23 protein-coding genes are annotated in these 20,804 nt (G+C 72.8%); 8 read left to right on the top strand and 15 right to left on the bottom strand.

Features of this window, described 5'->3' with window-relative positions:
* Nucleotides 1-50: 50 nt before the first annotated feature.
* Both ACQ0O7_RS11315 and ACQ0O7_RS11310 read left to right on the top strand, forming a co-directional pair.
* Complete coding sequence (locus ACQ0O7_RS11315) at nt 51-494, top strand: hypothetical protein (protein ID WP_430781914.1); 444 nt, start codon at nt 51-53, stop codon at nt 492-494.
* A gap of 155 nt (nt 495-649) precedes the next feature.
* Complete coding sequence (locus tag ACQ0O7_RS11310) at nt 650-1,789, top strand: MFS transporter (protein ID WP_430781913.1); 1,140 nt, start codon at nt 650-652, stop codon at nt 1,787-1,789.
* A gap of 82 nt (nt 1,790-1,871) precedes the next feature.
* Here the strand turns inward: ACQ0O7_RS11310 and ACQ0O7_RS11305 are convergent, their stop codons facing one another.
* A complete protein-coding gene (locus ACQ0O7_RS11305) occupies nt 1,872-4,040 on the bottom strand; it encodes a glycoside hydrolase family 3 N-terminal domain-containing protein (protein ID WP_430781911.1) in 2,169 nt (722 codons plus the stop codon).
* Nucleotides 4,041-4,159: 119 nt separating this feature from the next.
* On the opposite strand from ACQ0O7_RS11305, the gene ACQ0O7_RS11300 reads away from it, so the two are divergent.
* Entirely contained in the window at nt 4,160-5,740 is a 1,581-nt protein-coding gene (locus ACQ0O7_RS11300; RefSeq protein ID WP_430781910.1) for a diguanylate cyclase, read from the top strand.
* On the opposite strand, the gene ACQ0O7_RS11295 is transcribed toward ACQ0O7_RS11300, so the two are convergent.
* The 6 genes from ACQ0O7_RS11295 to ACQ0O7_RS11270 all read right to left on the bottom strand — a co-directional run bounded on the left by ACQ0O7_RS11295 (nt 5,707) and on the right by ACQ0O7_RS11270 (nt 10,902).
* On the bottom strand, nt 5,707-6,396 hold the full coding sequence (locus ACQ0O7_RS11295) for an RICIN domain-containing protein (RefSeq protein ID WP_430781909.1): 690 nt from the start codon (nt 6,394-6,396) through the stop codon (nt 5,707-5,709). The two genes, ACQ0O7_RS11300 and ACQ0O7_RS11295, sit on opposite strands and share 34 nt — an antisense overlap.
* Nucleotides 6,397-6,526: 130 nt before the next feature.
* On the bottom strand, nt 6,527-7,252 hold the full coding sequence (locus ACQ0O7_RS11290; RefSeq protein WP_430781908.1) for a hypothetical protein: 726 nt from the start codon (nt 7,250-7,252) through the stop codon (nt 6,527-6,529).
* Nucleotides 7,249-7,800, bottom strand: coding sequence for a SigE family RNA polymerase sigma factor (locus ACQ0O7_RS11285; RefSeq protein WP_430781907.1), 552 nt, complete (start codon nt 7,798-7,800; stop codon nt 7,249-7,251). The genes ACQ0O7_RS11290 and ACQ0O7_RS11285 overlap by 4 nt, the downstream gene beginning before the upstream one ends.
* A gap of 80 nt (nt 7,801-7,880) precedes the next feature.
* Entirely contained in the window at nt 7,881-9,314 is a 1,434-nt protein-coding gene (locus tag ACQ0O7_RS11280; protein WP_430781906.1) for an alpha/beta-hydrolase family protein, read from the bottom strand.
* A 6-nt stretch (nt 9,315-9,320) separates the two neighbouring features.
* Nucleotides 9,321-10,049 (bottom strand): class I SAM-dependent methyltransferase, encoded by a 729-nt coding sequence (locus tag ACQ0O7_RS11275; RefSeq protein ID WP_430781904.1) that lies wholly within the window; start codon nt 10,047-10,049, stop codon nt 9,321-9,323.
* A gap of 103 nt (nt 10,050-10,152) precedes the next feature.
* Entirely contained in the window at nt 10,153-10,902 is a 750-nt protein-coding gene (locus ACQ0O7_RS11270; protein ID WP_430781903.1) for a response regulator, read from the bottom strand.
* Nucleotides 10,903-10,944: 42 nt separating this feature from the next.
* Between ACQ0O7_RS11270 and ACQ0O7_RS11265 the strand changes: the two genes are divergently transcribed.
* From ACQ0O7_RS11265 to ACQ0O7_RS11255, 3 genes are all read left to right on the top strand, one after another.
* Nucleotides 10,945-12,102, top strand: coding sequence for a sensor histidine kinase (locus ACQ0O7_RS11265; protein WP_430781902.1), 1,158 nt, complete (start codon nt 10,945-10,947; stop codon nt 12,100-12,102).
* A 199-nt stretch (nt 12,103-12,301) separates the two neighbouring features.
* Nucleotides 12,302-12,835 (top strand): SigE family RNA polymerase sigma factor, encoded by a 534-nt coding sequence (locus ACQ0O7_RS11260; protein WP_430781901.1) that lies wholly within the window; start codon nt 12,302-12,304, stop codon nt 12,833-12,835.
* Nucleotides 12,822-13,973, top strand: a complete 1,152-nt coding sequence (locus ACQ0O7_RS11255) for a hypothetical protein (protein WP_430781899.1) — start codon at nt 12,822-12,824, stop codon at nt 13,971-13,973. The genes ACQ0O7_RS11260 and ACQ0O7_RS11255 overlap by 14 nt, the downstream gene beginning before the upstream one ends.
* A gap of 148 nt (nt 13,974-14,121) precedes the next feature.
* Here the strand turns inward: ACQ0O7_RS11255 and ACQ0O7_RS11250 are convergent, their stop codons facing one another.
* On the bottom strand, nt 14,122-15,012 hold the full coding sequence (locus ACQ0O7_RS11250; RefSeq protein ID WP_430781898.1) for an intradiol ring-cleavage dioxygenase: 891 nt from the start codon (nt 15,010-15,012) through the stop codon (nt 14,122-14,124).
* A gap of 187 nt (nt 15,013-15,199) precedes the next feature.
* Entirely contained in the window at nt 15,200-15,460 is a 261-nt protein-coding gene (locus ACQ0O7_RS11245) for a hypothetical protein (protein WP_430781897.1), read from the bottom strand.
* A gap of 90 nt (nt 15,461-15,550) precedes the next feature.
* On the opposite strand from ACQ0O7_RS11245, the gene ACQ0O7_RS11240 reads away from it, so the two are divergent.
* Nucleotides 15,551-16,015 carry an SRPBCC family protein gene (locus ACQ0O7_RS11240; protein ID WP_430781896.1) on the top strand — a complete coding sequence of 155 codons (465 nt, stop codon included), beginning with the start codon at nt 15,551-15,553 and terminating at the stop codon, nt 16,013-16,015.
* Nucleotides 16,016-16,046: 31 nt separating this feature from the next.
* Here the strand turns inward: ACQ0O7_RS11240 and ACQ0O7_RS11235 are convergent, their stop codons facing one another.
* Both ACQ0O7_RS11235 and ACQ0O7_RS11230 read right to left on the bottom strand, forming a co-directional pair.
* On the bottom strand, nt 16,047-16,265 hold the full coding sequence (locus tag ACQ0O7_RS11235; protein ID WP_430781895.1) for a 2Fe-2S iron-sulfur cluster-binding protein: 219 nt from the start codon (nt 16,263-16,265) through the stop codon (nt 16,047-16,049).
* The gene (locus ACQ0O7_RS11230) at nt 16,262-17,125 is read right to left on the bottom strand and encodes an FAD binding domain-containing protein (protein WP_430781894.1); all 864 of its coding nucleotides are present in this window, start codon (nt 17,123-17,125) and stop codon (nt 16,262-16,264) included. Before ACQ0O7_RS11230 ends, ACQ0O7_RS11235 begins: the two co-directional genes overlap by 4 nt.
* 153 nt (nt 17,126-17,278) lie before the next feature.
* Between ACQ0O7_RS11230 and ACQ0O7_RS11225 the strand changes: the two genes are divergently transcribed.
* Nucleotides 17,279-17,848: a hypothetical protein gene (locus ACQ0O7_RS11225; protein WP_430781893.1), complete on the top strand. Its 570-nt coding sequence runs from the start codon at nt 17,279-17,281 to the stop codon at nt 17,846-17,848.
* A gap of 9 nt (nt 17,849-17,857) precedes the next feature.
* Here the strand turns inward: ACQ0O7_RS11225 and ACQ0O7_RS11220 are convergent, their stop codons facing one another.
* From ACQ0O7_RS11220 to ACQ0O7_RS11205, 4 genes are read right to left on the bottom strand one after another with little or no spacing between them, the layout of a single operon-like run.
* Entirely contained in the window at nt 17,858-18,565 is a 708-nt protein-coding gene (locus ACQ0O7_RS11220; RefSeq protein ID WP_430781892.1) for a hypothetical protein, read from the bottom strand.
* Complete coding sequence (locus ACQ0O7_RS11215) at nt 18,552-18,860, bottom strand: metalloregulator ArsR/SmtB family transcription factor (RefSeq protein ID WP_430781891.1); 309 nt, start codon at nt 18,858-18,860, stop codon at nt 18,552-18,554. Before ACQ0O7_RS11215 ends, ACQ0O7_RS11220 begins: the two co-directional genes overlap by 14 nt.
* A gap of 12 nt (nt 18,861-18,872) precedes the next feature.
* Nucleotides 18,873-19,574 (bottom strand): CE1759 family FMN reductase, encoded by a 702-nt coding sequence (locus ACQ0O7_RS11210; protein WP_430781890.1) that lies wholly within the window; start codon nt 19,572-19,574, stop codon nt 18,873-18,875.
* A complete protein-coding gene (locus ACQ0O7_RS11205) occupies nt 19,571-20,734 on the bottom strand; it encodes a CE1758 family FMN-dependent luciferase-like monooxygenase (RefSeq protein ID WP_430781889.1) in 1,164 nt (387 codons plus the stop codon). The genes ACQ0O7_RS11210 and ACQ0O7_RS11205 overlap by 4 nt, the downstream gene beginning before the upstream one ends.
* Nucleotides 20,735-20,804: the final 70 nt, after the last annotated feature.

Below are 20,804 nucleotides of genomic sequence, written 5' to 3'. Positions count from 1 at the left end.
TCCCACGAACACCGAATCATCGACCAAGATGAGTACGAGGGGGGTGGCTGATGACCGACATCGAGGACCTGCGCGCCGGCGCCCGGCGGCTGCGTGACCTTCCGCGCCGGAATCCCGCTCAACAGCAGGAGTTCGGCGCGGTGCTGTACGCGCTCGGGGAGCTCGAACGCCGGGAGGGCCGGTTCGGCGAGGCGATCGCCGTGCTGGAGGAGGCCGAGGCCGTCTACTCCGAGCCGGGTGGGAACGCCCAGCTGATCGCGGACGTGGTGATCCGCCGGGCCCGGGTGCACGCGAACGCGTTCCGGCCGCTGTCCGCGATCGCCGACGCGCAACAGGCAGTGCTCGGCTGTCTGCCGCTGGCTTCCGGGCCGCTGCGCTCGCAGTCCCGGCTGGCCGTCGCCCGGGTGGTGGCGCACGCCGCCCAGGTGCAGATCAGTGTCGGCGGCGATCCGGACCTGGTGGCCGGGGCAGCCGCCACCGTGCGCCACCGGTAGGCGGCAACCGGGTCGCGTGGGCCGGGAACCCCAGGCCGCGGCGGCATCGTGCTCCAGCAGCTCGGCACCAGCCGTTTCGACGCGAACCCGGGGGCGCCGCCCTCTTCACCGCCCGTGCCGCCGAGCTGCCCTGACCCGCGAACTAGGGTGCGATCATGTCCACCGCCACCACACCCCTGCCGGGGATCATCAGGTGGCAGGCCGGCAACAGCCTGTTCGCCGTGCCGCAGGCCGCCGCCCCGATCGCGTTCGCGCTGGTGGCGCTGCCGATCACCGGGTCCGCCCGGACCGGCGCCGCGATGGTGTCGGCGATGGTCGCCGCGCAGATCCTCGGATCCGTCCCGCTGTCGCGGCTCGGCAACCGGTTCGACGGCGTCCGCTACCTGCGCGTGCTGATCGCCGTCCGGACGGTCGCGCTGGCCGCCGTCACCGGGCTGGCCGCGGCCGGCGCCCCGATCGGGTTCCTGATCGCCGCCGCGGTGGCCGCCGGGGCCGTCAACGGCGCCGCCCTGGGCCATCTGCGGACCCTGCTCAACCACCTGGTGACGCCGGGCCGGCTGCCCCGGGCCCTGGGTGTGTCGGCCACGCTGAACGAGCTGACCTTCGCGGCGTCACCGGTGCTCGCGTCCGCGCTCGGCACGGTGACCCCGGTCGGGGCGATGGTGGTGGTCACCGTGCTGGGCGCGGCCCCGCTGTTCCTGCTGCCCCGCGTCCCCACCGCCCCCGCGCCCGGCGCCGGACAGCCGGCCGGGATCCGCGGGCCGATCCCGCCGGCCGCCTACCTCTGGTTGTTCTGTGCCGCCGCGTCGTCGGCCGGGGTCGCCGTCGTCGAGGTCGGCGCGGTGTCGTTCGCGCTCTCCTTCGGCCTGGCCCCGGGCTGGGCGTTCGTCTTCGCCACGGTGCTCTGCGCGGGCTCGGTCACCGGTGGCGTCTGGGTCAGCGTCCGCAACCGGATGCCGTCGCACCGGACCGTGGTCGCCTTCCTGGCCGCGTTCGTCGCCGGGTCGGCGCTGATCCTCACCGGCGGGCATCTGGCCGCCACCCTGACCGGCGCCGCCGTCCTCGGCTTCTTCCTGCCACAACTCGGTACGTTCTACTCCCTCGCCCTCGACCGGCTCGCCCCACCGGACCGCCGGGCCGAGGTCTTCGCCCTGCAGCGCACCGCCGGGGCGATCGGTGTCATCACCATCAGCGGTCTGCTGGCCGTGGCCGGTCTGCGGGCCGCGCAGGTCGGCGCGCTGGTGCTGCTCGCCGTCGCGCTGCTGCTCACCCTGATCAGATCAGGTGCTCGCTGAGGAACGAGGTCAGCCCGGCCACGGCCGCCCTGCCCGGACCGGCCGGCGTGTGGTGCCGGCCGGCTGGCACCACACGCGACGGTCAGGCGGTCACCTCGAAAGTGGTGGTCAGGGTAGCGGTGCTGGAGCCGCCTACGTACAGGTCGAAGGTGGACGGGTCGAGGACCTGGGCTCGGCTGATCGGGTGCCAGTAGCGGCGCTCGGCGGGGCCGATCGGGAACCGTACCGGCAAGGTGGTCTTCGGGGGGATGACCACGCGGCGGAACGCCTTCAGTTCGCGCATCGGGCGGGAGGCGCCGCCGTGCCGCTGGTGCAGGTAGAGCTGGACCACCTCGGGTGTCTCCCGGTCGGCGTCGTTGGTGACCTGAACGGTGACGGTGACCGTGCCGTCCAGCGCGACGCTCGGCTGGTCGACGGTCAGGTCGTGGTAACTGATCCGGCCGTAGCCGAGGCCGTGACCGAACGGGAACAGCGGGGTGCTCTCCTCGTTCCAGTAGCGGCGGCTCTGGTTGTCCGGGTCGTGGGAGCGGGTGTGTGAGTGGATCATCGGGATCTGGCCGATGGTGCGCGGCCAGGTGAACGGCAGTCGCCCGGCCGGGGAGACGGCGCCGAAGAGCAGGTCGGCGACGGCGTCGCCGCCCTGGGTGCCGGGGTACCAGATGTCCAGGATGGCGGGCACGTTCTCGGCGGCCCAGCGCAGGTCGAGCGGGCGCCCGTTCATGATCAGCGCGACGGTGGGGGTGCCGGTGGCCACCACCGCCTGCAGCAGGTCGAGCTGACGGCCCGGCAGGTCCAGCGAGGAGCGGGACGCGGTCTCGCCGACCATGTTCTGCCACTCGCCGACCACGATGACGGCGATGTCCGCGGCGGCGGCGACGGCCACCGCGCGGTCGAACTCGGTGTCCGGGTCGAAGCCGGGCGGGTCGGCCTGCACGTTCGATCCGTCGCCGTCGAACATCGACGGGACCAGGCGCTGCACCACCGGTACGCCGGTCGCGTACTCGACTCGGACCCGGTCGCCGACGGCACGGCGGATGCCGTCCAGCACGGTGACCGTCTCGTCGACGTCGGCGTCGAACACCCACGGGCCGAGCGTGTCGCGTTTCGAGTCGGCGAGCGGGCCGAGCACGGCGATCGTGCCGAGGGCGGCCGGGTCCAGGGGCAGCAGGTCACCCTCGTTGCGCAGCAGCACGGCCGAGCGCCGGGCGGCCTCCCGGGCGACCTCGCGGTGGGCCGGGTCGTCGAGGATCCGCCGGGCGCGGGCCTCGTCGACGTACGGCTCGTCGAACAGTCCCAGCCGGGCCTTGGCGTCCAGGATGCGGCGCACGCTGACGTCGAGGGCCGCCGAGTCGACCGCTTCGGGCAGGTGGTCGTTGGCCGGGTCCTCGCTGGCCATCTCCATGTCGACACCGGCGGCCAGGGCGCGGGCGGCGGCGTCCGGGAAGTCGCGGGCGAAACCGTGCACGACCAGGCTGCGTACGGCGTTGGCGTCGGTGACCACGAACCCGTCGAAGCCCCAGGTGTCGCGCAGGACCTCGGTGAACAGCCAGCGGCTGGCGGTGGCGGGCACCCCGTTGAGGTCCATGTAGGCAGTCATGATGTTGCCCGCGCCGGCTTCCACGGCGGCCCGGAACGGCGGGAAGTAGACGTTCCACAGCTCGTAGTCGGACAGGTTGACCTCGTCGTAGTCGCGTCCGCCGAGGGCCGCGCCGTACCCGCCGAAGTGTTTGGGCCCGGCGATGATCCCGGCGCTCTGGAAGCCGCGGACCTGGGCGGCGGCGACCGCGGCGCCCAGCACCGGGTCCTCGCCGGCGCCTTCGATGATGCGGCCCCAGCGGGGGTCGCGGGCGATGTCGACCATCGGCGCGAACGTCCAGTGGATGCCGACGGCGCGGGCTTCCCGGCCGGCGATCGCCTGGCCGCGTTCGATGATCTCCGGGTCCCAGGAGGCGGCCATCGCGATCGGCACCGGCAGGATGGTGCGCAGGCCGTGGATGACGTCGTAGGCGAACAGGGCCGGGATGCCGTGTGCGCTGCCCTCGATCGCCTGCCGCTGGAGCCGGTTGATCTCGGCCGGGTCGTACACGTACAGCAGTGATCCGGCGCCGCCGCGTTCCAGCGCCTTCTCGACCGCCTTGGGCTGCTGGTCCTTGCCCGGCGGCGCCGAGAAGTAGAAGTACTGGGTCATCTGACCCGCCTTCTCGGCAGCCGTCATCGACTCCAGCAACTCGTCGACCCGTTTGTCGGCCATCGACTCTCCCCACGTCTCGGTACGTCGTCCGAGATCGCACGCTACTGGTGGGAGCGCTCTCATCGCCAGTGGTCCCGCCGTTCGACCTGTTCCGGCAAAGCGGACATTAGACTGCGCTCATGACGGGGCCGGAGGATGCGCGCACGGAACTGCTCGGGGCCCTGATCGCGATCGAGGAGCAGTTCGCCTGGGTCGATCTGGACACCCTGCAGACAGCGGTGGACCTGGAGGAACGCGCCCGGGTGCTCGGCGACGGCGAACTCGCCATGCGGGCCCGGATCTGCCAGGCGAAGATGTGGATGCGCAAGGGAGAGGTGGCGGCCACCGGCCGGCAGGTCCGGGAGATCGAGCAGTGGGGCGTGCGGCACGACTCGCGCCCGGTCCGGGCCCGCGCCCACCTGCTCTGGGCCAACGTCGCCCGGCATCTCGGCGACTTCGCCGCCGCACTGGAGCACTCGGTGCTGGCCGTGGAGCTGCTGGAGGACACCGCGACGCCGAGCACCCGGGTGTGGCACCGCGCCAAACTCGCCGACGCGCTGGGACAGTTCAACGCGATGGAGGCCGCCCGGATCCACTACCGGCAGGCCGAGATCCTCGCCGCCGGCGACCGGCTGTCCTGGCTGCGGATGGCGGTCCTGAACAACTGGGCGTACATGGAGCTGACCTGTGGGTTTCCCGAGGCCGCGGACGCGGTGGCGCAACGGTTGCAGGCGGTGGCCGCCGCCGACGGCCTGGCACTGGAGGGCGCCGACCTGGACACCATCGCCAACATCCACCTGGCCAACGGGCGGTTCGACGACGCGGTCCGGGCGGTCGAACAGGCGATGGCGTACGACGAGAGCAGCGGCGCCGAGGAGGCCGACTCCCGCGCCGAGTACCTGCTCACCCTGGCCGTGGCCCGCCGCGGACAGGGCGACCAGGAGTCGGCGCAGGCCTGCCTGGACTCCTGCCGCGAACTGTCCGAGGAGCGCGAACTGGGCGACGTGCTGGTGCGATGGCGGCAGGAACAGGCCGAGACGTACGCCGCCCGGGGCGAGTTCGAGGCGGCGTACGACATGTACCGGGAGTTCTTCACCGCCTACCGGGACCAGCACCTGTCGTTGCAGCAGGCCCAGGCCCGGGACCGGCACGCGATGTTCGAGGTCCTCGAGGCCCGGCAGGACGCCGAACGGTTCCGTGAGCAGGCCCGCCGGGACCCGCTGACCGGGTTGCGCAACCGCCGGTTCGTCGACGAACAGCTACCGCTGCTGATGGACGGCCCGGAGCTGCCGCTGACCGTGGCGGTCCTCGATCTGGACCACTTCAAGCGCATCAACGACGCGTTCTCCCACGACATCGGCGATCGGGTCCTGGTCCGGGTCGCCGAACTGCTGGAGGCCGAGTGCGGCACGGTGCCGTCGGCCTTCGCCGCCCGGCTGGGCGGTGAGGAGTTCCTGCTGGTCCTGCCCGGAGTCGACGCTGCCGGGGCGGGCGCCCGGCTGGAGCGCCTCCGGCAGGCGGTCCGCGACCACGACTGGGCGGACGTCGCCGCGGGACTGCGGGTGACGGTCAGCGCCGGAGTGGCCGAGGCGGCCCCGGACGTCACCCGGGCCGGGCTGCTGTCCACCGCGGACGCGTGCCTGTACGCCGCCAAACGCGACGGCCGTGACCGGGTGGTGGTGGAGCGTCAGGCCGGAATGGCGGTGAAATACCAGAGCTGACCGGTCACATTCTGGCATTCATCCATGAATGACGCGCCCTTGAGGACCGATTCGGGGGCGAAACGATTTCCTTCCAGGCATTCGCCTTCCGATTCCCGGAATCTCGTCTGCAGCCGATAGCGGCCGTCACCGGCCTCGACCAGTTTCCACTGCTGCCCGGTGACCTCCTCGCAGTCGTCCAGGAACGCGGCGCCGCCCAGCACCGTCCCGGCACGCTGGTTGCCCTCCAGGCACTTACCGTCACCCAGGAACTTGGTACGCAGCGTGTAGTAGCCGTCGTCGCGCTTGGTGAAGCGCCACGCCTGCCCGTCGACGTCCTGGCACTTGTCCTGGAACGCGGCGCCGGCCAGCACCGACTCGCCGGCCACCCGGTTGCCCTCCAGGCACTCGTCCGCACCTCGGAAGACGGTCTTGAGCTTGTAGTACTCCACCGCCGGGTCCGGAACCTCCGCGGCGGGCAGGGTGGTGACGTCGACGGGTTTCACCGCTCCGGCGTCCGAGCCGTCCACCACGGTGTCGCCGGTGGACGGCTCCGGGCCGGCGGTCACCGCGGCGGACGAGGCCGTCGCGGAGGGGGCGGCCGTGCTGGAATCGCAGCCGGCCGCCGCCATCGCCAGAACAGCGGTGAGCGCGCCGAGCCGTGTGACGTTATTCAACGTTGATCCATTCCTGCCATGTCGGAAGGTTATTCCTCCCACCGACAAGACCATAAAGGGCCGGTGGCGGAATTGTTTACACCCTGGCGAGTGGAATCAGGCCGTTGACAACGGTGAACGGAAAGAACGGTCAGCCGACGCCCTGGATCGCGCCCTCGTGCACGTGGACGCCGGAAGCCAGTTCGACCATCTGGTCCCGGCTCATGCCGAGACCGGACCAGAACTGCACGATCAGCCAGATCCCGGACGGCTGCCGCACCCACAGCGACCAGCCGTGGTCGTCGGCCGGATCGCCCGCCGGCTGGCCCGGGATCACCGCGGGCAGGCTCTTGAGCAGTACTCCGGCACGATCCCCGACGGTCACCGCGGTTCCCTCGAACGGCGGTCCGCTCTGGTCCTTCGACTCCAGGAAGACGCCGATCTTGCCGACGTAGGTGGACGAGTCGTAGACCGGATTCGCGGACGGGTCGACGTTCGGGCCGGGGTTCCGCACCTTCTCCGGGGCGAGCGTCAGGTGCGACTCGTCGTCGGATTGGACGAACCAGCCGGCCGGCACCTTGTCGATGGTGAAACCCTTCGGCTGCACCCCCTGGTACGCCACCAGGTCGACCGGCATGACAGCGGCCGGTGGGGCGGCGGCCGTGGGACCGTGCGGCCCGGCGCCGACCCCGCCGGACGGGACGGTGAACGCGGCCACCAGCGCGGCGACGCCGAACACCGAACCCACCGCCGTCTGGATCGACCGGCGCTGCCGGGTGGCCCGCCGGCCACGCATGATGTCGTCGTCGACCTGGCCGGCGGCGACCGGGACGACCGGCCCGGCGATGTCCTCGAGGTGATCACGCAGATCTGTCATGACCGTGCTCCTTCCACAACGTACGAAACGGGTGACGGGGTCTGTTCCAGGGCGGCCCGCAAGCGGTCCAGCCCGCGGGCGGTCTGGCTCTTCACGGTGCCTTCCGAGCACTTCAGGGCGTCGGCGGTCGCCGCTACGTCGAGGTCGTAGAAGTAGCGGAACACCACGGCGGCCCGCATCCGGGGCGGCAGCTCCCGCAGCGCCTGCCGGACCGCCTGGCCGGCCGGGTTGCCGGCGACGTCGGCGGCGGCCTGATCGGGCAGTTCGGCGACCGTCTGCTCGCGGCGCCGCCACACCCGGCGGCGCTCGTCGATCAGGGCGTTGACCAGTGCCCGGCGGATGTACGCGTCCGGGTTGGCGGCCCGCTCGAAGGCGGCCCAGCCGACGTACAGCCGGGTCAGTGTGGCCTGCACCAGGTCCTCGGCCAGGTGCGAGTCACCGGCGGCCAGCAGCACCGCGGTCCGCAGCATGCCGGGCCGCCGCCGGGTCACCAGCTCGTGAAAACGGGTCTCTCGCTCGGATCGGGCCGAGCCGCTGTCGTGTCTCACGCCTCGAAGACGGATCACCGGCGGCCCGGGTTGCATCATGATGGGAGCGCGAACTGATCACTCTCCAGACCGGATACCGCTCAACCGCTGCCGGCGAGCACGGCGGGCGGCTCGGCGCCGAGGAGCAGGTGCCAGGCGGCCCGGGCCTCGGCGCCGTAGCGGTGCCCGTACCCGGCCGGCACGTCCTGCGCCCGGAGCAGGTCGCCGGTCACCTGCCAGAAGGTGACCACCGGCCACCAGCGCACGGCCCCCGACGGCCGCCGAAGCCAGTCGGGCCGGCGCGCGACGAGGTCCGGCGACCACCGGACGACCGGGTCGGTGGGGTGCTCCAGGTACAACACCCGGGGTGAGGTCACCGGGTCAGCCGCCACGTCCAGGTCCGCGGCCCCGGCGGCGAACCGGACGGCAGGCCGAGCAGAGCCGTCGCGCAGCCGGGTGCGCAGTGGGCTGTTCGGGGGTGAGCCGCTGATCAGCGCCCCGTCGACGGCGCCGAGCAGGCCACCGGCCGTGTCGAAGGGCGCCTGGGCGGCCAGGGCGCCGAGGCTGTGGCCGTAGAGCAGGAGCCGGGGCCGTTGCCCGGCGGGCCGGGTCACCAGGGTCCGGCGTACCTCGTCGATCAGGTCGGCGGCGGCGCTCTCCGCGCTCTCCGGCTCGGTGGCCAGGGCCAGCCAGCTGGGCAGGGCGGCGTACTGGACGGCGGCGACAGCGGTGTCACCGTCGAGTTCGTCCTCCAGGGCCGCCACCGTCGGCTCGTCGATCCAGCCGCTGCCGGTCGGCACCACCAGGCAGACGACGCGGCGGTCGAAGGCGCCGGTGCGCCGCAACTCGGCGACGGCCAGGCGGGCACGGGACCGGTTGTCCGGGGCGGTCCGCCAACCGGCGTAGACCCGGATCGGCGCGGTGCCGTGGCGTACCGCCGAGGAACCGGTGACGAACGCCCGGCCCTGCCGGCCCAGCGAGTCCCAGGACACCAGCGAGGCCGGACTGCCCGACCGGGTCCCGGCGGCCGGCGCCGCGAGCGCCGTGACCCGGCCGTCCAGCGACGTCGACAGGGCCGGCGGCAGACCGGCCACCAGCACCCCGGCGACGGCGAGACCGACCGCGACCAGCGGGACCGCCGCCCGGCGGCGCAGAGCGGCCGCACCCACCAGGGCGGCGCACAGCAGCCCGGCGAGCGGCAGGACCCCGAGCCAGCCGGCCGCGGACGGCCCGCCGGCACCCATCGCCCGGCTGATCTCCCACTGCCAGAGCCATCCCCGGTACGCCATCAGCACCGTCGCGGGCACGGCCAGCGCGGCGAACACCGGCCAGGCCCACCGCCCGGCCGGCCGGCGGCCGAGGACGAGGCGCGGCAGGCAGCCGAGGGCGTACCCGGTGGCCGCGCAGAGGCCGCTGACGGCACCCTGCAGGATCCAGCCGCGCGGCAGCAGCGACGGGGTGAAGGACAGGCACAACAGCACGGTGGCCAGGGCGGACGCGAGCAGATCCGGCCGGGGCGGGCGTTGGCGGAACACCACCGCTCAGCTGTCGCCGAGCCGGAAGAACATCATCGGGTTGCGGTCGCCGCGATGCACCGGCGCCAGCAGACCCAGTTCCCGCCGTACGGCCATGAGCTCGCCGTACAGCGCCGGTGCGGCGGCCCGGGAGGCGGTGAAGTGGCCGAGCCGCCGGGCGGCCAGCCAGTCGAGCACCACCCGGCCCTCACTGACCGGGCCGGGCCGCCGCCGGTGGTAGACGTCGTGCACGCTGACCGGCGTGCCCGGGCGCAGCTGGGTGAACAGCCCGGTGGTGTACCAGCGGGCGAACGGCGCGGTGTGCGCGGCGTCGACGAACAGGTAGTCGATCAGTCCCGGGGTCAGGCCGGCCTGCCGGACGTCACCGTGGTGGAAGGTCCAGCGGCCGTCGGCGAGGGCGGCCGGCACGGTCCGGCGGGCGTGATCGACGATGTCGTACGAGTGCAGCGCTCCGGTGCCGTTGTCGCGCAGCGCCCGCAGCAGCCAGGTGGTGGACCAGCCGTGGAAGGTGCCGATCTCGGCCACCACCCACGGCCGGTAGTGCCGGACCATCAGATAGGTCAGTTCGGCCTCGATGTCGTCGAGTTTCGGCCGCAGCCGGGGCGAGCCGGGGGCCAGCAGGTCACGCTGTGCGGTGCGGGCGGCGGCCAGGTCGGCGGCGTACCTGCGGTACAGGTCGGGCAGGTCGGCCGGGCTCAGCGGCGCCGGTGCGGGGGTCGGGCGGATGTCGGCCATGGTTGCTCCTCCGGTGGTCGGTCCGGAGAAGTCTCGCGATCGGGAGGGGTCCCGGTCGTCACGCTGGGGAGCCGGATCCCGGGTAGCTCCACGGAGCTACCCGCTACCTCCGGGGGACTACGAGACCGGCCTCGTAGGCGACGACGACGGCCTGTGCCCGGTCGCGCAGATCGAGCTTGGTGAAGATCCGGCCCACGTGGGTCTTGACCGTCTCCTCGGCCACCACCAGGGCTGCGGCGATCTCCGCGTTGGACAGTCCACCGGCGATCAGGGTGAGCACCTCGGTCTCCCGCGGGGTCAGCGCGGTGGTCGCGCCGGTGCGGGCGGCGGGGGCGGCGGGGGCGGCGGGGGCGGCGGGGGCGGCCGGCCGGGCAGCGAACTCGGCGATGAGCCTGCGGGTCACCGAGGGTGACAGCAGGCTCTCGCCGGCCGCGACCACCCGTACCGCCTGGGCCAGGTCGGCGGCGGAGGCGCCTTTGAGCAGGAAGCCGCTGGCGCCGGCACGCAGCGCCTCGAAGATGTACTCGTCGAGTTCGAAGGTGGTCAGCATGATCACCCGGGGCCGGTGACCGCCGGGCGGGACGTCGAGGATGTGCCGGGTGGCCGCCAGCCCGTCCAGACCGGGCAGGCGGATGTCCATCAGAATGACGTCCGGGGTGTGTTCGCCGGCGGCGGTGACGGCCTGGTGCCCGTCCGCGACGGCGGCGACCACCTCGATGTCGGGTTGCAGGCCGAGGAGGACGGCCACCCCCTCGCGGACCATCGCCTGGTCGTCCACGACCATGACTCTGATGGTCACCGCAACGCTCCGATCATGGACACGGTCCGGGAGCGTACCACCACGGAGGTGCATATGGTGAGGATCCGGGACGAAAGTACGGTACCCCGGGCCGGCTTGCGGCGCGCCGCCCGGATCGCCGGGATCGTCGTGCTGGTCGCTCTCGCCGTGGTGGACGTGGCGTCGTGGAACATCGCACCGGCGGCGGCCCCCTGGTCGGCCCCGGTGCTCGCCCTCGCGCTGGCCGCCGTCCTGTGGCCGGCCGGGCGGCGGCCGCGCCGGCTGACCCCGGAGCTCCGGGTCCTGGTGCCCGCGGTGGCCTCGCTGCTCTTCACCGCCGGTGACCGCCTGGCCGGCGTGGGATTCCTGGGCGGCCCCGGGGAGGCCCTGGCGCTGCTGTGCCTGCTGCTGATCGCGGTCCGGACGATCCGCTCCCCGCTGGTGGCACCGGTCGCCGCGACGGCCGCGCTGGCCGTCGTGGTCCTGCCCCTGCGGATGACACCCGTCGAGCCGCGCGATCCGGGTGACCAGCTCGGCGCCGCCGTCGTGCTGGCCCTGGTGGCGGCGGTCTTCGCCGGGCTGGGCGGATACCTGCGGGTGGCGGACGCCCGCCGCCGGGCCGCCGTGGCACGGGTCCGCCGCGCCGAACGGCTAGCCATCGCGGCCGATCTGCACGACTTCGTGGCCCACCACGTGACCGGCATCCTGGTCCAGGCGCAGATGGGTCAGGCGGTCCTCGACCTGCAGCCCGAGCGGCTCGGGCCGATCCTGCGGGGCATCGAGCGGGCCGCCGGGGAGACGCTGGCGTCGATGCGGCGCACCGTCGACGTCCTCCGTGACGAGCCGGACGCGACGAGCGCGCCCCGGTCGGCCGGGGACCTGGCGGCACTGCCCGGTCTCGTCGAGGACTTCAACCGGGCCGGGCCGCCGGTCACCCTCCGCCCACACCACCGCCTGCCGGAGGATCTGCCCCGCGAAGTGCAGGCGGCCGCGTACCGGGTGGTCCAGGAGGCGCTGACCAACGTCCGCCGGCACGGCGCGGACGCCGGCGAGGTGACCGTCGAGCTGCGGTACGCCGGAGGCACGCTGACCGTCGTGGTGCGCGACGACGGCACCACCGCGGGCGCCGGGGCGATCGCGCACGGCTCGGGATTCGGGCTGACCGGTCTCGACGAGCGGGTCACCGCGCTCGGCGGGCGGCTGCGCGCCGGCCCTCGGCCCGGTCGTGGATGGGAGCTGGTCGCGGAGTTGCCCGCCACCGGCGTCATCGTGTGACGTGGGAGAGCGTGCCTCATCCGAGGCGACGGGGACGCACCGGATGAGGCACCGCGGAGACGATCCTGCCGCTCCGGACTGCTCAGGGGACAGATCATCGACTGCCCACCCTCTATCGTGTCGCCCGTCACACCACCGTGTCGTGCAACCTTTTCCGCCAGCGTCACCGTTCCTTCCGCGCTGAAGGAGGTAGCCGATCGTGAATGCCGATGACGAGGAGGGGTTTCGTCAGTTCGTCACGGCCCAGATGGGGCCGCTGCGCAAACTGGCGTACCTGACTTGCGGCAACTGGCACACGGCCGAGGACGCCGTGGCCACCGCACTGGCCAAGCTGTATCCACGCTGGCGCAAGCTCGACCGGCCGGACCTGTACGTCAAGACCATGGTGTACCGGGCGGCCGTCGACGAGTTCCGCCGGCCGTGGCGCCGGGAACGTTCCGCCGGCGACGAGATGCCGGATGTCGTCGTGCGTGACCCCACGGCCGCCACCGACGAACGACTGCGGGTCCAGGCCGCCCTGCGCGCCGTGCCCCGCCGCCAGCGGGCCGCCCTGGTGCTGCGCTTCTACCTCGGGATGAGCCTTGAGGAGACCGCCGGGGTGCTCGGGATCTCGGTCGGCGCCGCCAAGAGCCAGACCTCGCGGGGTCTCTCCCGCCTGCGCGAGGTGCTGGCCGCCGAGAACATCGACCTGCAGGTCACCGACATCGAGGAGCTGTCCCGTGCGGTTGCATGAGGTGATGGACCTGGCCGCGTCCGGCGCGCCACAGGACACCAACACGGTCGACGACATCGTCGGCCGGGGCCGCCGGGTCCAGCGCCGCCGCCGGGCCGCCTTCGCCGGTGCGGGCGCGGCACTCGCCGTGGTCGCGGTGAGCGCGGGCGTCGTCGTGCCGTCGCTCGGCCGGGACACCAGCCGGCCGGCACCCGCCGTCGGGGTGGCCGCCTCGACGGCACCACCCACCACATGGCGGTTCCCGGCGGATCCGTTCCGGTTCACGTTCGGTGCGTTCGACGCCGGCCGCTGGCACGTCGGGTCACCACAGGTGGTGTCCACGGCGTACCAGATCGCGCCGGTCCGCCTGGACGGGCGCAAGACCAGCGCCGGGCCGGCCGGCGAGGCGGCGATCCGCGACATGATGGAACGGCTGGAACGGGGCGAGGAGTACGACACCGGGCCGTGGATGCGCGGAACCCTGGTGGTGTACCGGCCGGGAGCGTTCGATCCGGCCGGGCTGACCGGCGCCACCGAGGTGACCGTGGACGGCGCGAAGGCCTACGAGGCGACGGGGTCGATCCACAACGGCATGATCACCCAGCGGTCGTACGCCTGGACGTACGCCCCGGACGCCTGGGCGGTCCTGTCGACCAGCTCGGACTCCGCGCAGGACCCGTCGGCCGCCGAACTCCGCGAGCTGGCCCCGGGTCTGCGGCCCGCCGAGCCGGCCCCGGCGAAGCTGCCGTTCACCCTCGGCCACGTGCCGGCCGGTTACCAGCCGGTGGAGGTCGAATCGCCCGTCGTCACCGCCCGTGACGAGGACGGTTTCGGCAGCGTCGTCTTCGCCGATCCGGCTCCGGCCACCACCGGCCTGACCGAGCCGTACGACGGCAACGTCGGACGCGCGCTGCCGGGCAGTTTCGAGATCGCCGTGGTGCCGGCGGAACAGTCCAACGTGAGCGCCGACGGCACCGCGATCAGGTGCGTCGACGGCCTGTGCGTCCAGCGCACCGCGGACGGCGGGACCAGTGTCGAGGTGTCCAGTGGTGGGCGCCTCTCCGACGCGGCGATGACCAGGATCCTCCAGGGTCTTCAGCTCAGGGACGTGACCGACGCCTCGACCTGGGCGGACGCCTCCACCGCACTCGGCGGATGATCCCTCTCCGCTGCCATCGCACGGGTGATGGCAGCGGAGAACCGCCGGAATGGATAACGTTGACCCCGGTCTTCGATGCTCCTGAAGGACTCTGGGAACTCCGATTTTGGGTAACGTTACTCATCGGGGCAGCACGAGACCCATCGGGTCAGCCGCGGACATCGACCGCGAGCGTGGCGCGGTATCCGCGGGCCGGGTCGCCGGTGACGGCCGCGGTCTGATGGGCGGCCAGGTCGTCACGGAACACCATGTCCGTCTCCAGGCTGATGTCGGCCAGGTTGCCCGCCGACCGCCGGTAGCCCGCCTCCGCGTACACCTGCTCGCAGACGTCTTTCGGGAAGGCCAGCTGCGAGGTGGCCAGGACCGTCGTGTGGTCGGTGATGGCGGCGCGGTCCGGGTAAACCTCGAAGTGGATGTGCGGCCACCGGCCCGGATAGCAGCCGGGGAACACGCTGGTGAACCGGACCTTGCCGGAACCGTCGGCGATCTGCACACCCCGCAGGAACGTCCGCCGGGCCGCCCCGTCGCTGTACATCGAGTAGAGCCCGGCCCGGTCGCACTGCCAGATGTAGACGGCCGCGCCGGTGAGCGGGCTGCCGCCGGCCACGTCGCGGACGGTGAGTTCGAGGGCGAGCGGAACGCCCTCGACCGGGCCGGAGCCGTCCAGGTCGGCCCGGACGTCGCTGCGGACCACGCCGCTGCGGTCCAGGATGTCGGGGCCGTTGGACCCGTCGCCGGGGAACGGGCCCTGGGTCTCCTCCGGGATCTGGACCCCCGTCGCCGGCTCGGACGCCGCCGCTGATGTCGACGGCGACGCCGATGCCGGGCCGGCGGAGAGGGACCCGCCGGCCGGCTGGGCAGCGGGCTCACTGCTGCACGCGGCGAGGCCGAGAACCGCGGCGCCCGCACCGAGGGCCCGCAACATCTGGCGGCGGCCCAGCAGGGTGGCCAGGTCGAAGCCGAGCCCCTGGTCGGTCACCTCCTCGTCCGGGCGGGGAAGGCGGCGGCCCTGATACGTGGGATACGACGGCTGTTGCACGTGGGTCTCCGATCTCCGTGCACCCGCCGGGAAGGCCGGCGGCGTGGACACCCTCACAGAATCCCCAGAGTTCCTGACGTTTCTCCAGGGAATCCCCTGAAAGGTCACTGTGATCCACAGCTGACGCGCAGCGCCCTCCGAGGCACGGGAGACCTGCTCACCCTGTCCGCTGAGCCTCGTCGGATGCTCACCCGGCCTGGACGATCAGAGAAGCGCGTTTCGCCAGGGCGAGCACCGCCGCGGTGTCCGCCCGGTTCGCGAAGACCCGCCCGGTCACCGATGTCATCTGCCACTCGTCCAGCGCCACCCGGTGGGCGACGCCCTGGTCGGGTTGGGCACGATCGTGCCGAGTCCGGGCCGTGCCGGTGCGTGGCACCAGGGCGAAGGCGGGGCGGTCGGTGTGGTCCGGGGGCCGGCCGCGGTGACCGGGGCGGTCACCGCGACGCACCTCACGAAGCGACGCGGATAACGACGCAACCTGTTTCCCCGTCGGATGCGCGGGTACGACACCGGCTACCACCGATCCGAGGAGAGCATCGTGAGCACCGTGACCGAGTCCGTGGACGTGAACGTGCCGATCAGCACGGCCTACAACCAGTGGACGCAGTTCGAGGACTTCCCGCACTTCATGGACGGCGTCGAGTCGATCACCCAGACCGGCAGCACGCACACCCACTGGGTGACCAAGATCGCCGGGCAGACCCGCGAGTTCGACGCGGAGATCACCGAGCAGCACCCGGACGAGCGGGTCGCCTGGCGCAGCACCGGCGGTGACACCAAGCACGCCGGGGTCGTCACCTTCCACCGTCTCTCCGACACCGAGACCCGGGTGACCATCCAGCTGGACTGGGAGCCCGAGGGCCTGGCCGAGAAGGTCGGCAGCGCCGTCGGCGTCGACAGCCATCAGGTGAAGGCGGACGCCAAGCGGTTCAAGGAGTTCATCGAGAGCCGCGGCGGCGCCACCGGTGGCTGGCGCGGCGACGTGCCCCGGCCCGGCATCTGACCGCTCCCCCGGTCGCGCCCNCCGGGCCGTGTCACGACACGTGCGCACCGTCGCACTGCACCGCCAGCATCAGGCAGGAGCAGACCTCCACCCCGTCCACCGTCACCAGGCAGGCGCGGCACGTACCGTCGTCGCACTCGCGGCCGGCCCGGGACTGGTGGAGATCCTCGTGCAGCACCTCGGCCAGAGTCCGGCGCGGCTCGACCTCGAGCACCCGCCGCTGACCGGCCACGATCAACGTCACCCTCACCGGGCGGCACCTCCCCGGGCCTGGGTCAACGATCTTCGCGTCAACGTCCGGACGACGTCGTGCCGGCGCCGCGCCTCCGCCGGCGGCTGCCGCCGGTCCCGGGCGTCGGCGTCCGCGGCGATCCGCGCGGCGATGACGATGGCGGCGTCGGAGAACGAGGTGCCGATCAGCACGTGCTCGGCCTCGTACACCCGCACCGGGCAGGGCCCGCCGTTGATCAAACCGATCGCCGCCGTGGTGACCGTGCCGTCGGTCACCGTCACCGCCGCGATGGCGCCGGCGTCCGCGTACGACCGGGTGGCCCGCCGCCCTTCGGCGTAGCCGACGCCGGTCCGGTCGCCGAGCACCGGCAGCCGCATCTCGGCGAGCAGTTCGGCCGGCCGCCGGATCGTCGACATCGGCCCGGTGAAGAAGGCCGCGGCCGGCACCGTCCGTGATCCCTGACTGTCGATCAGGAGGAGTTCGGCGTCCAGCATGACCGCCACGACCGGCCATTCCGCGGCGGGATGGGCGTGGGCGAGACTGCCGAGCACGGTCCCCCGGGCCCGGACCGGTGGATGACCCATCTGCTGGACGATCGAGCGCATCAGCCGGCCCAGCGGTCCGCCGACCGCGCCGGTCTCCAGGACGCGGTGCCGCACCAGCGGCCCGACGGTGAGCACACCGGCGGATTCGGTGAGCGTGTCGAAGCCCGGCACCCGGTTGATGTCGACCACGCGCCGGGCCGGCGAGTGCCGGTCGGCCAGCTCCGGGACGAGGCTCTGCCCGCCGGCGAGCACCGCGGTGACGCCGTCGGCGAGCGCGGCCGTCACCTCGTCGGCGCTGCTCGCCGCGACATACTCCAGGGCCGGGGAGTTCATGGTCTCTGCACCCTTCGTCCACCATCGACATTTGCCATGGAGCAAACATTGTGATCGATCGGTACGGCGGGACGGAAGCAGAACACCCGTTCGAGTGCCTGATGGTACCCCGGTACCACCGGCTGAGGGCACCGCGGTCGGATGGCCGGGCCGGTGGAGATCAGTACCGTCATCCCCGGCAACGAGACACACCCCTTCACCGCACGGATGGCGAGTACGACGATGAACGATCAGGCCGGGAACCCGACGAAGCCCCGCAGCACCCCGATCGCGATCTGGGTGGTGACCGCCGTGATCGTGCTGGTCGCCGGGGTCGTGCTCTGGCTCGGCTGGCCGAAGAAGCACACCGTCCTGCCGTCCGGCGCGTCCGAGGTGCAGGTCTACCTCATCGCCGACGAACCGGTCCTGACCACCCCGGCGGCCACCGGCCTGGAGGACCGCTGGTTCGGCCGGATCTCGTTCCCGTGCGGCACCAACGCGCGGTACGTCGAGTCCGCCGGCACGGCCATGTGCGCCTGGCTGGACGGCCCCTACGGCAAGGTGACGGTCACCAGCGGCTCCGGCGGGATCGAGCTGGGTGCCGCGGCGCGGCGGAGCATCACCGGCTGGGTGGCGGAGGCCGGCGGCGACCCGCTGCCGACCCGCGCGCTGCTGGTCCACGACGGCGAGCCGGTCGGCATCGTCACGGTTGCGGACCCCGGCACGGCCGTCGCCGCCGGCTGAGCCCCACCGCTACCCGGCTCGCACGCTCCTCACGGCCGTGACCAGCGGGATCGCCCCCATCACCAGGATCGCGATCATGGACAGGGCGAGGGAGAGCCCGGGGGCGAACCAGGCGCTGACGAGTGCCACCAGGCCGAGGAGGACCATGGCGACGCCGGCCGGGCGCAGGTTGCGCCGCTGCGCCTCCAGGGCGGTGTCGACGCCGTGGCGCGCCCGGGGGCTCAGGTGCGCGGCGAGGAACTCCGGGACGGCCGGCGCCTGCTTGGGCCAGACGTTGCCGACGATGACGACGACCAGTGCCACGGCGGCGGCCACGTAGCCGAGTGCCGGCCCGAGCTCGCCCTCGGCCGCCCGCAGCAGCGTCAGGTGGACGGCCGCCAGCACCGGGACCACCACACCGAGAGCGAGATCAACCCCTTTCCGGTGGGTACGGTCGTCGCGCCACTCGGCGATGCCCAGCTTGCCCGCGGTGAACCGGCGCAGCCGCTGCCCGAGCAGGAGCAGCACCGCCAGCGCCGCCGTCAGCACCGGCAGGCCGGCCAGGACGAGCGCTTTCGGGGCGTGCTGGTCGGCGCCGCCCTTGCCGGTGCCGGCGAGCAGGACCGGGTCGGCCAGGTGCCCGGCGGCCTGCCAGGACAGTGCTGTCATGAGCGCCAGCCCGGTGGCCAGCACCACGATTCCCACCACGGGGGCGGCCCTCTTGTCAGTCGTCCGCACGCGTCTTCCCCTCCTCCGGCTCGGCACGGGAGCCGACCCGCATGTTCGCCATCAGGTCCGCGATCGCCGACTCCAGGACGGAGAGCCTGGTGACGTACCGGATAGTGGTCCCCTGCCGTTGGGTTTCGACGAGGTCGGCGGCGCGCAGCACCTTGAGATGGCCGGAGAGGGTCGGCCCGACGACGTCCAGCGCGGCGGCGATGTCGCCGACCGCCATCGGCCCGTTGCGCTGCAGCAGCGTCAGCACGGCTCGCCTGGTCGGGTTCGCGAGTGCCGCGAAGACGCCGTCGGACATGCCCCCACCCGCTTATTTCGGTTTCTTCGAAGATAGCAAACCTTCGACGTCCTCGCCACGCGCCAGCCGCATCAGGTCACTGTCCAGGTCGACGTCGGCGCCGGAGCGCTGCGCCCGGGTCGCGTTCCCGCCGAAGGTGTGCTGGTAGCCGCCCCAGCCGCCGTCGGCGATGTCCCGCCCGACCCCGCTGACCACCAGCGCCGCCAGCTCGGCCGCGGCCCGGTCCACCCGCTCGGTCATCTCCGCCGCCGCCCAGTCCTCCGGCGCGGCGAACAGCGACGTCGGCACCGGGATGGCCCGCAGAAAGGCGAACAGCGGCCGCAGGTGGTCGTCGGCAACCATCGCGTGCCGGGCCGACCCGGCCGTCGCCGCCAGCAGCACCGGCTTGGCGATCAGCAGATCGTTGTCCAGCACGTCGACGAACGACTTGAACAGCCCACTGATCCCGGCCTTGTAGACCGGCGCCGACACGATCACCGCGTCGGCGGTGGCCAGCCGCCCGATCGCCTCCTGGACGGCCGGCGCCGCCGGCCCGCCGACCAGGGTCCGCGCGATCTCCGCGGCGATCGGGGCCAGCTCGACGACGTGGACGGTGGTGTCGCGGCCGGAGCCGCGCAGGCGGGCGACGACCGCCCGCGCGGCCCGGTCGGCGAGCATCCGGGTGGTGGACGGCTCGCTGACACCGGCGCTGACGACGACCAGCTCGACACTCATGCCGCGGCCTCCGTGTCCAGGTAGGGCACCGCACCGGAGGTGTTGTCACCACGGTTCGGCCGGGGCCGCGCCTGGCGGGCCGGACCGTCGCCGAAGGCGGCCCGCACCAGCGACGCGTGGGTCGGCGCGTCCGGCACGCCCGGCGCCCGGCGCGACGCCATCTCCTTGCGCAGCACCGGCACCACCTCGGTGGCCAGCAGCTCGACCTGCTCCAGGACCACCTCGACGGGCATCGAACCGAGGTCGAGCGCCCACAGCTGCCGCTGGTAGTCGCCGAAACCCTCCTGGAAGGTGAGCGTCTTGTCGATCACCTCCTGCGGCGAGCCGACCGACAGCGGGGTGCCGGCCGCGAAATCCTCCAGGCGGGTGCCCTGGAACATCGGGTAGCTCTCGAAATAGGGCCGGAACCGGTCGTACGCGTCCTGTGACCGCTTCGCGATGAACGCCTGCCCACCGAGCCCGACGATGGCGTCCTCGGGCCGGCCGTGACCGAAGTCGGCGAACCGTTTGCGGTAGAAGTCGACAAGCGGCTTGAAGTGGAGGTTCGGCGCCAGGATGTGGTTGGCGAAGTAGCCGTTGCCGTGGAAGGCGGCCTGCTCGGCGATCTCCGGGGTGCGGATCGCGCCGTGCCACACGAACGGCGGCACCCCGTCCAGCGGGCGCGGTGTCGCGGTGAACCCCTGCAGCGGGGTGCGGAACCGGCCCTCCCAGTCGACCACGTCCTCCCGCCACAGCCGGTGCAGCAGGTTGTAGTTCTCCAGCGCCAGCGGCACACCGTGGCGGATGTCCTGGCCGAACCACGGGTAGACCGGAACCGTGTTGCCCCGGCCCAGCATCAGGTCGACCCGGCCCCCGGCCAGGTGCTGCACGAACGCGTAGTCCTCGGCGATCCGCACCGGGTCGTTCGTGGTGATCAGGGTGATCGAGGTGGACAGCAGGATCCGCTCGGTCGCGGCGGCCAGATAGCCGAGCAGGGCGGGCGGGCTGGACGCCACGAACGGCGGATTGTGGTGCTCGCCGACGGCGAACACGTCCAGGCCCAGCTCGTCGGCGGCCTTCGCCACCCGGACGGTGTCCTGGATGCGCTGCGCCTCCGAGCGCGGGATGCCGGTGGTGGGGTCCGGGGCGATGTCGCCGACCCCGAAGATGCCGAACTGCATTTCCAAAGATCCCTTCACTGTGTACGGCGGTGAGAGGGACCGTGCGGGTGCATGCGTGCCGGAGCGCGCG

This window comes from Actinoplanes sp. G11-F43 (assembly GCF_050589265.1).
GTDB lineage: Bacteria > Actinomycetota > Actinomycetes > Mycobacteriales > Micromonosporaceae > Actinoplanes.
This window is presented reverse-complemented; position numbering and strand designations above follow the sequence as displayed.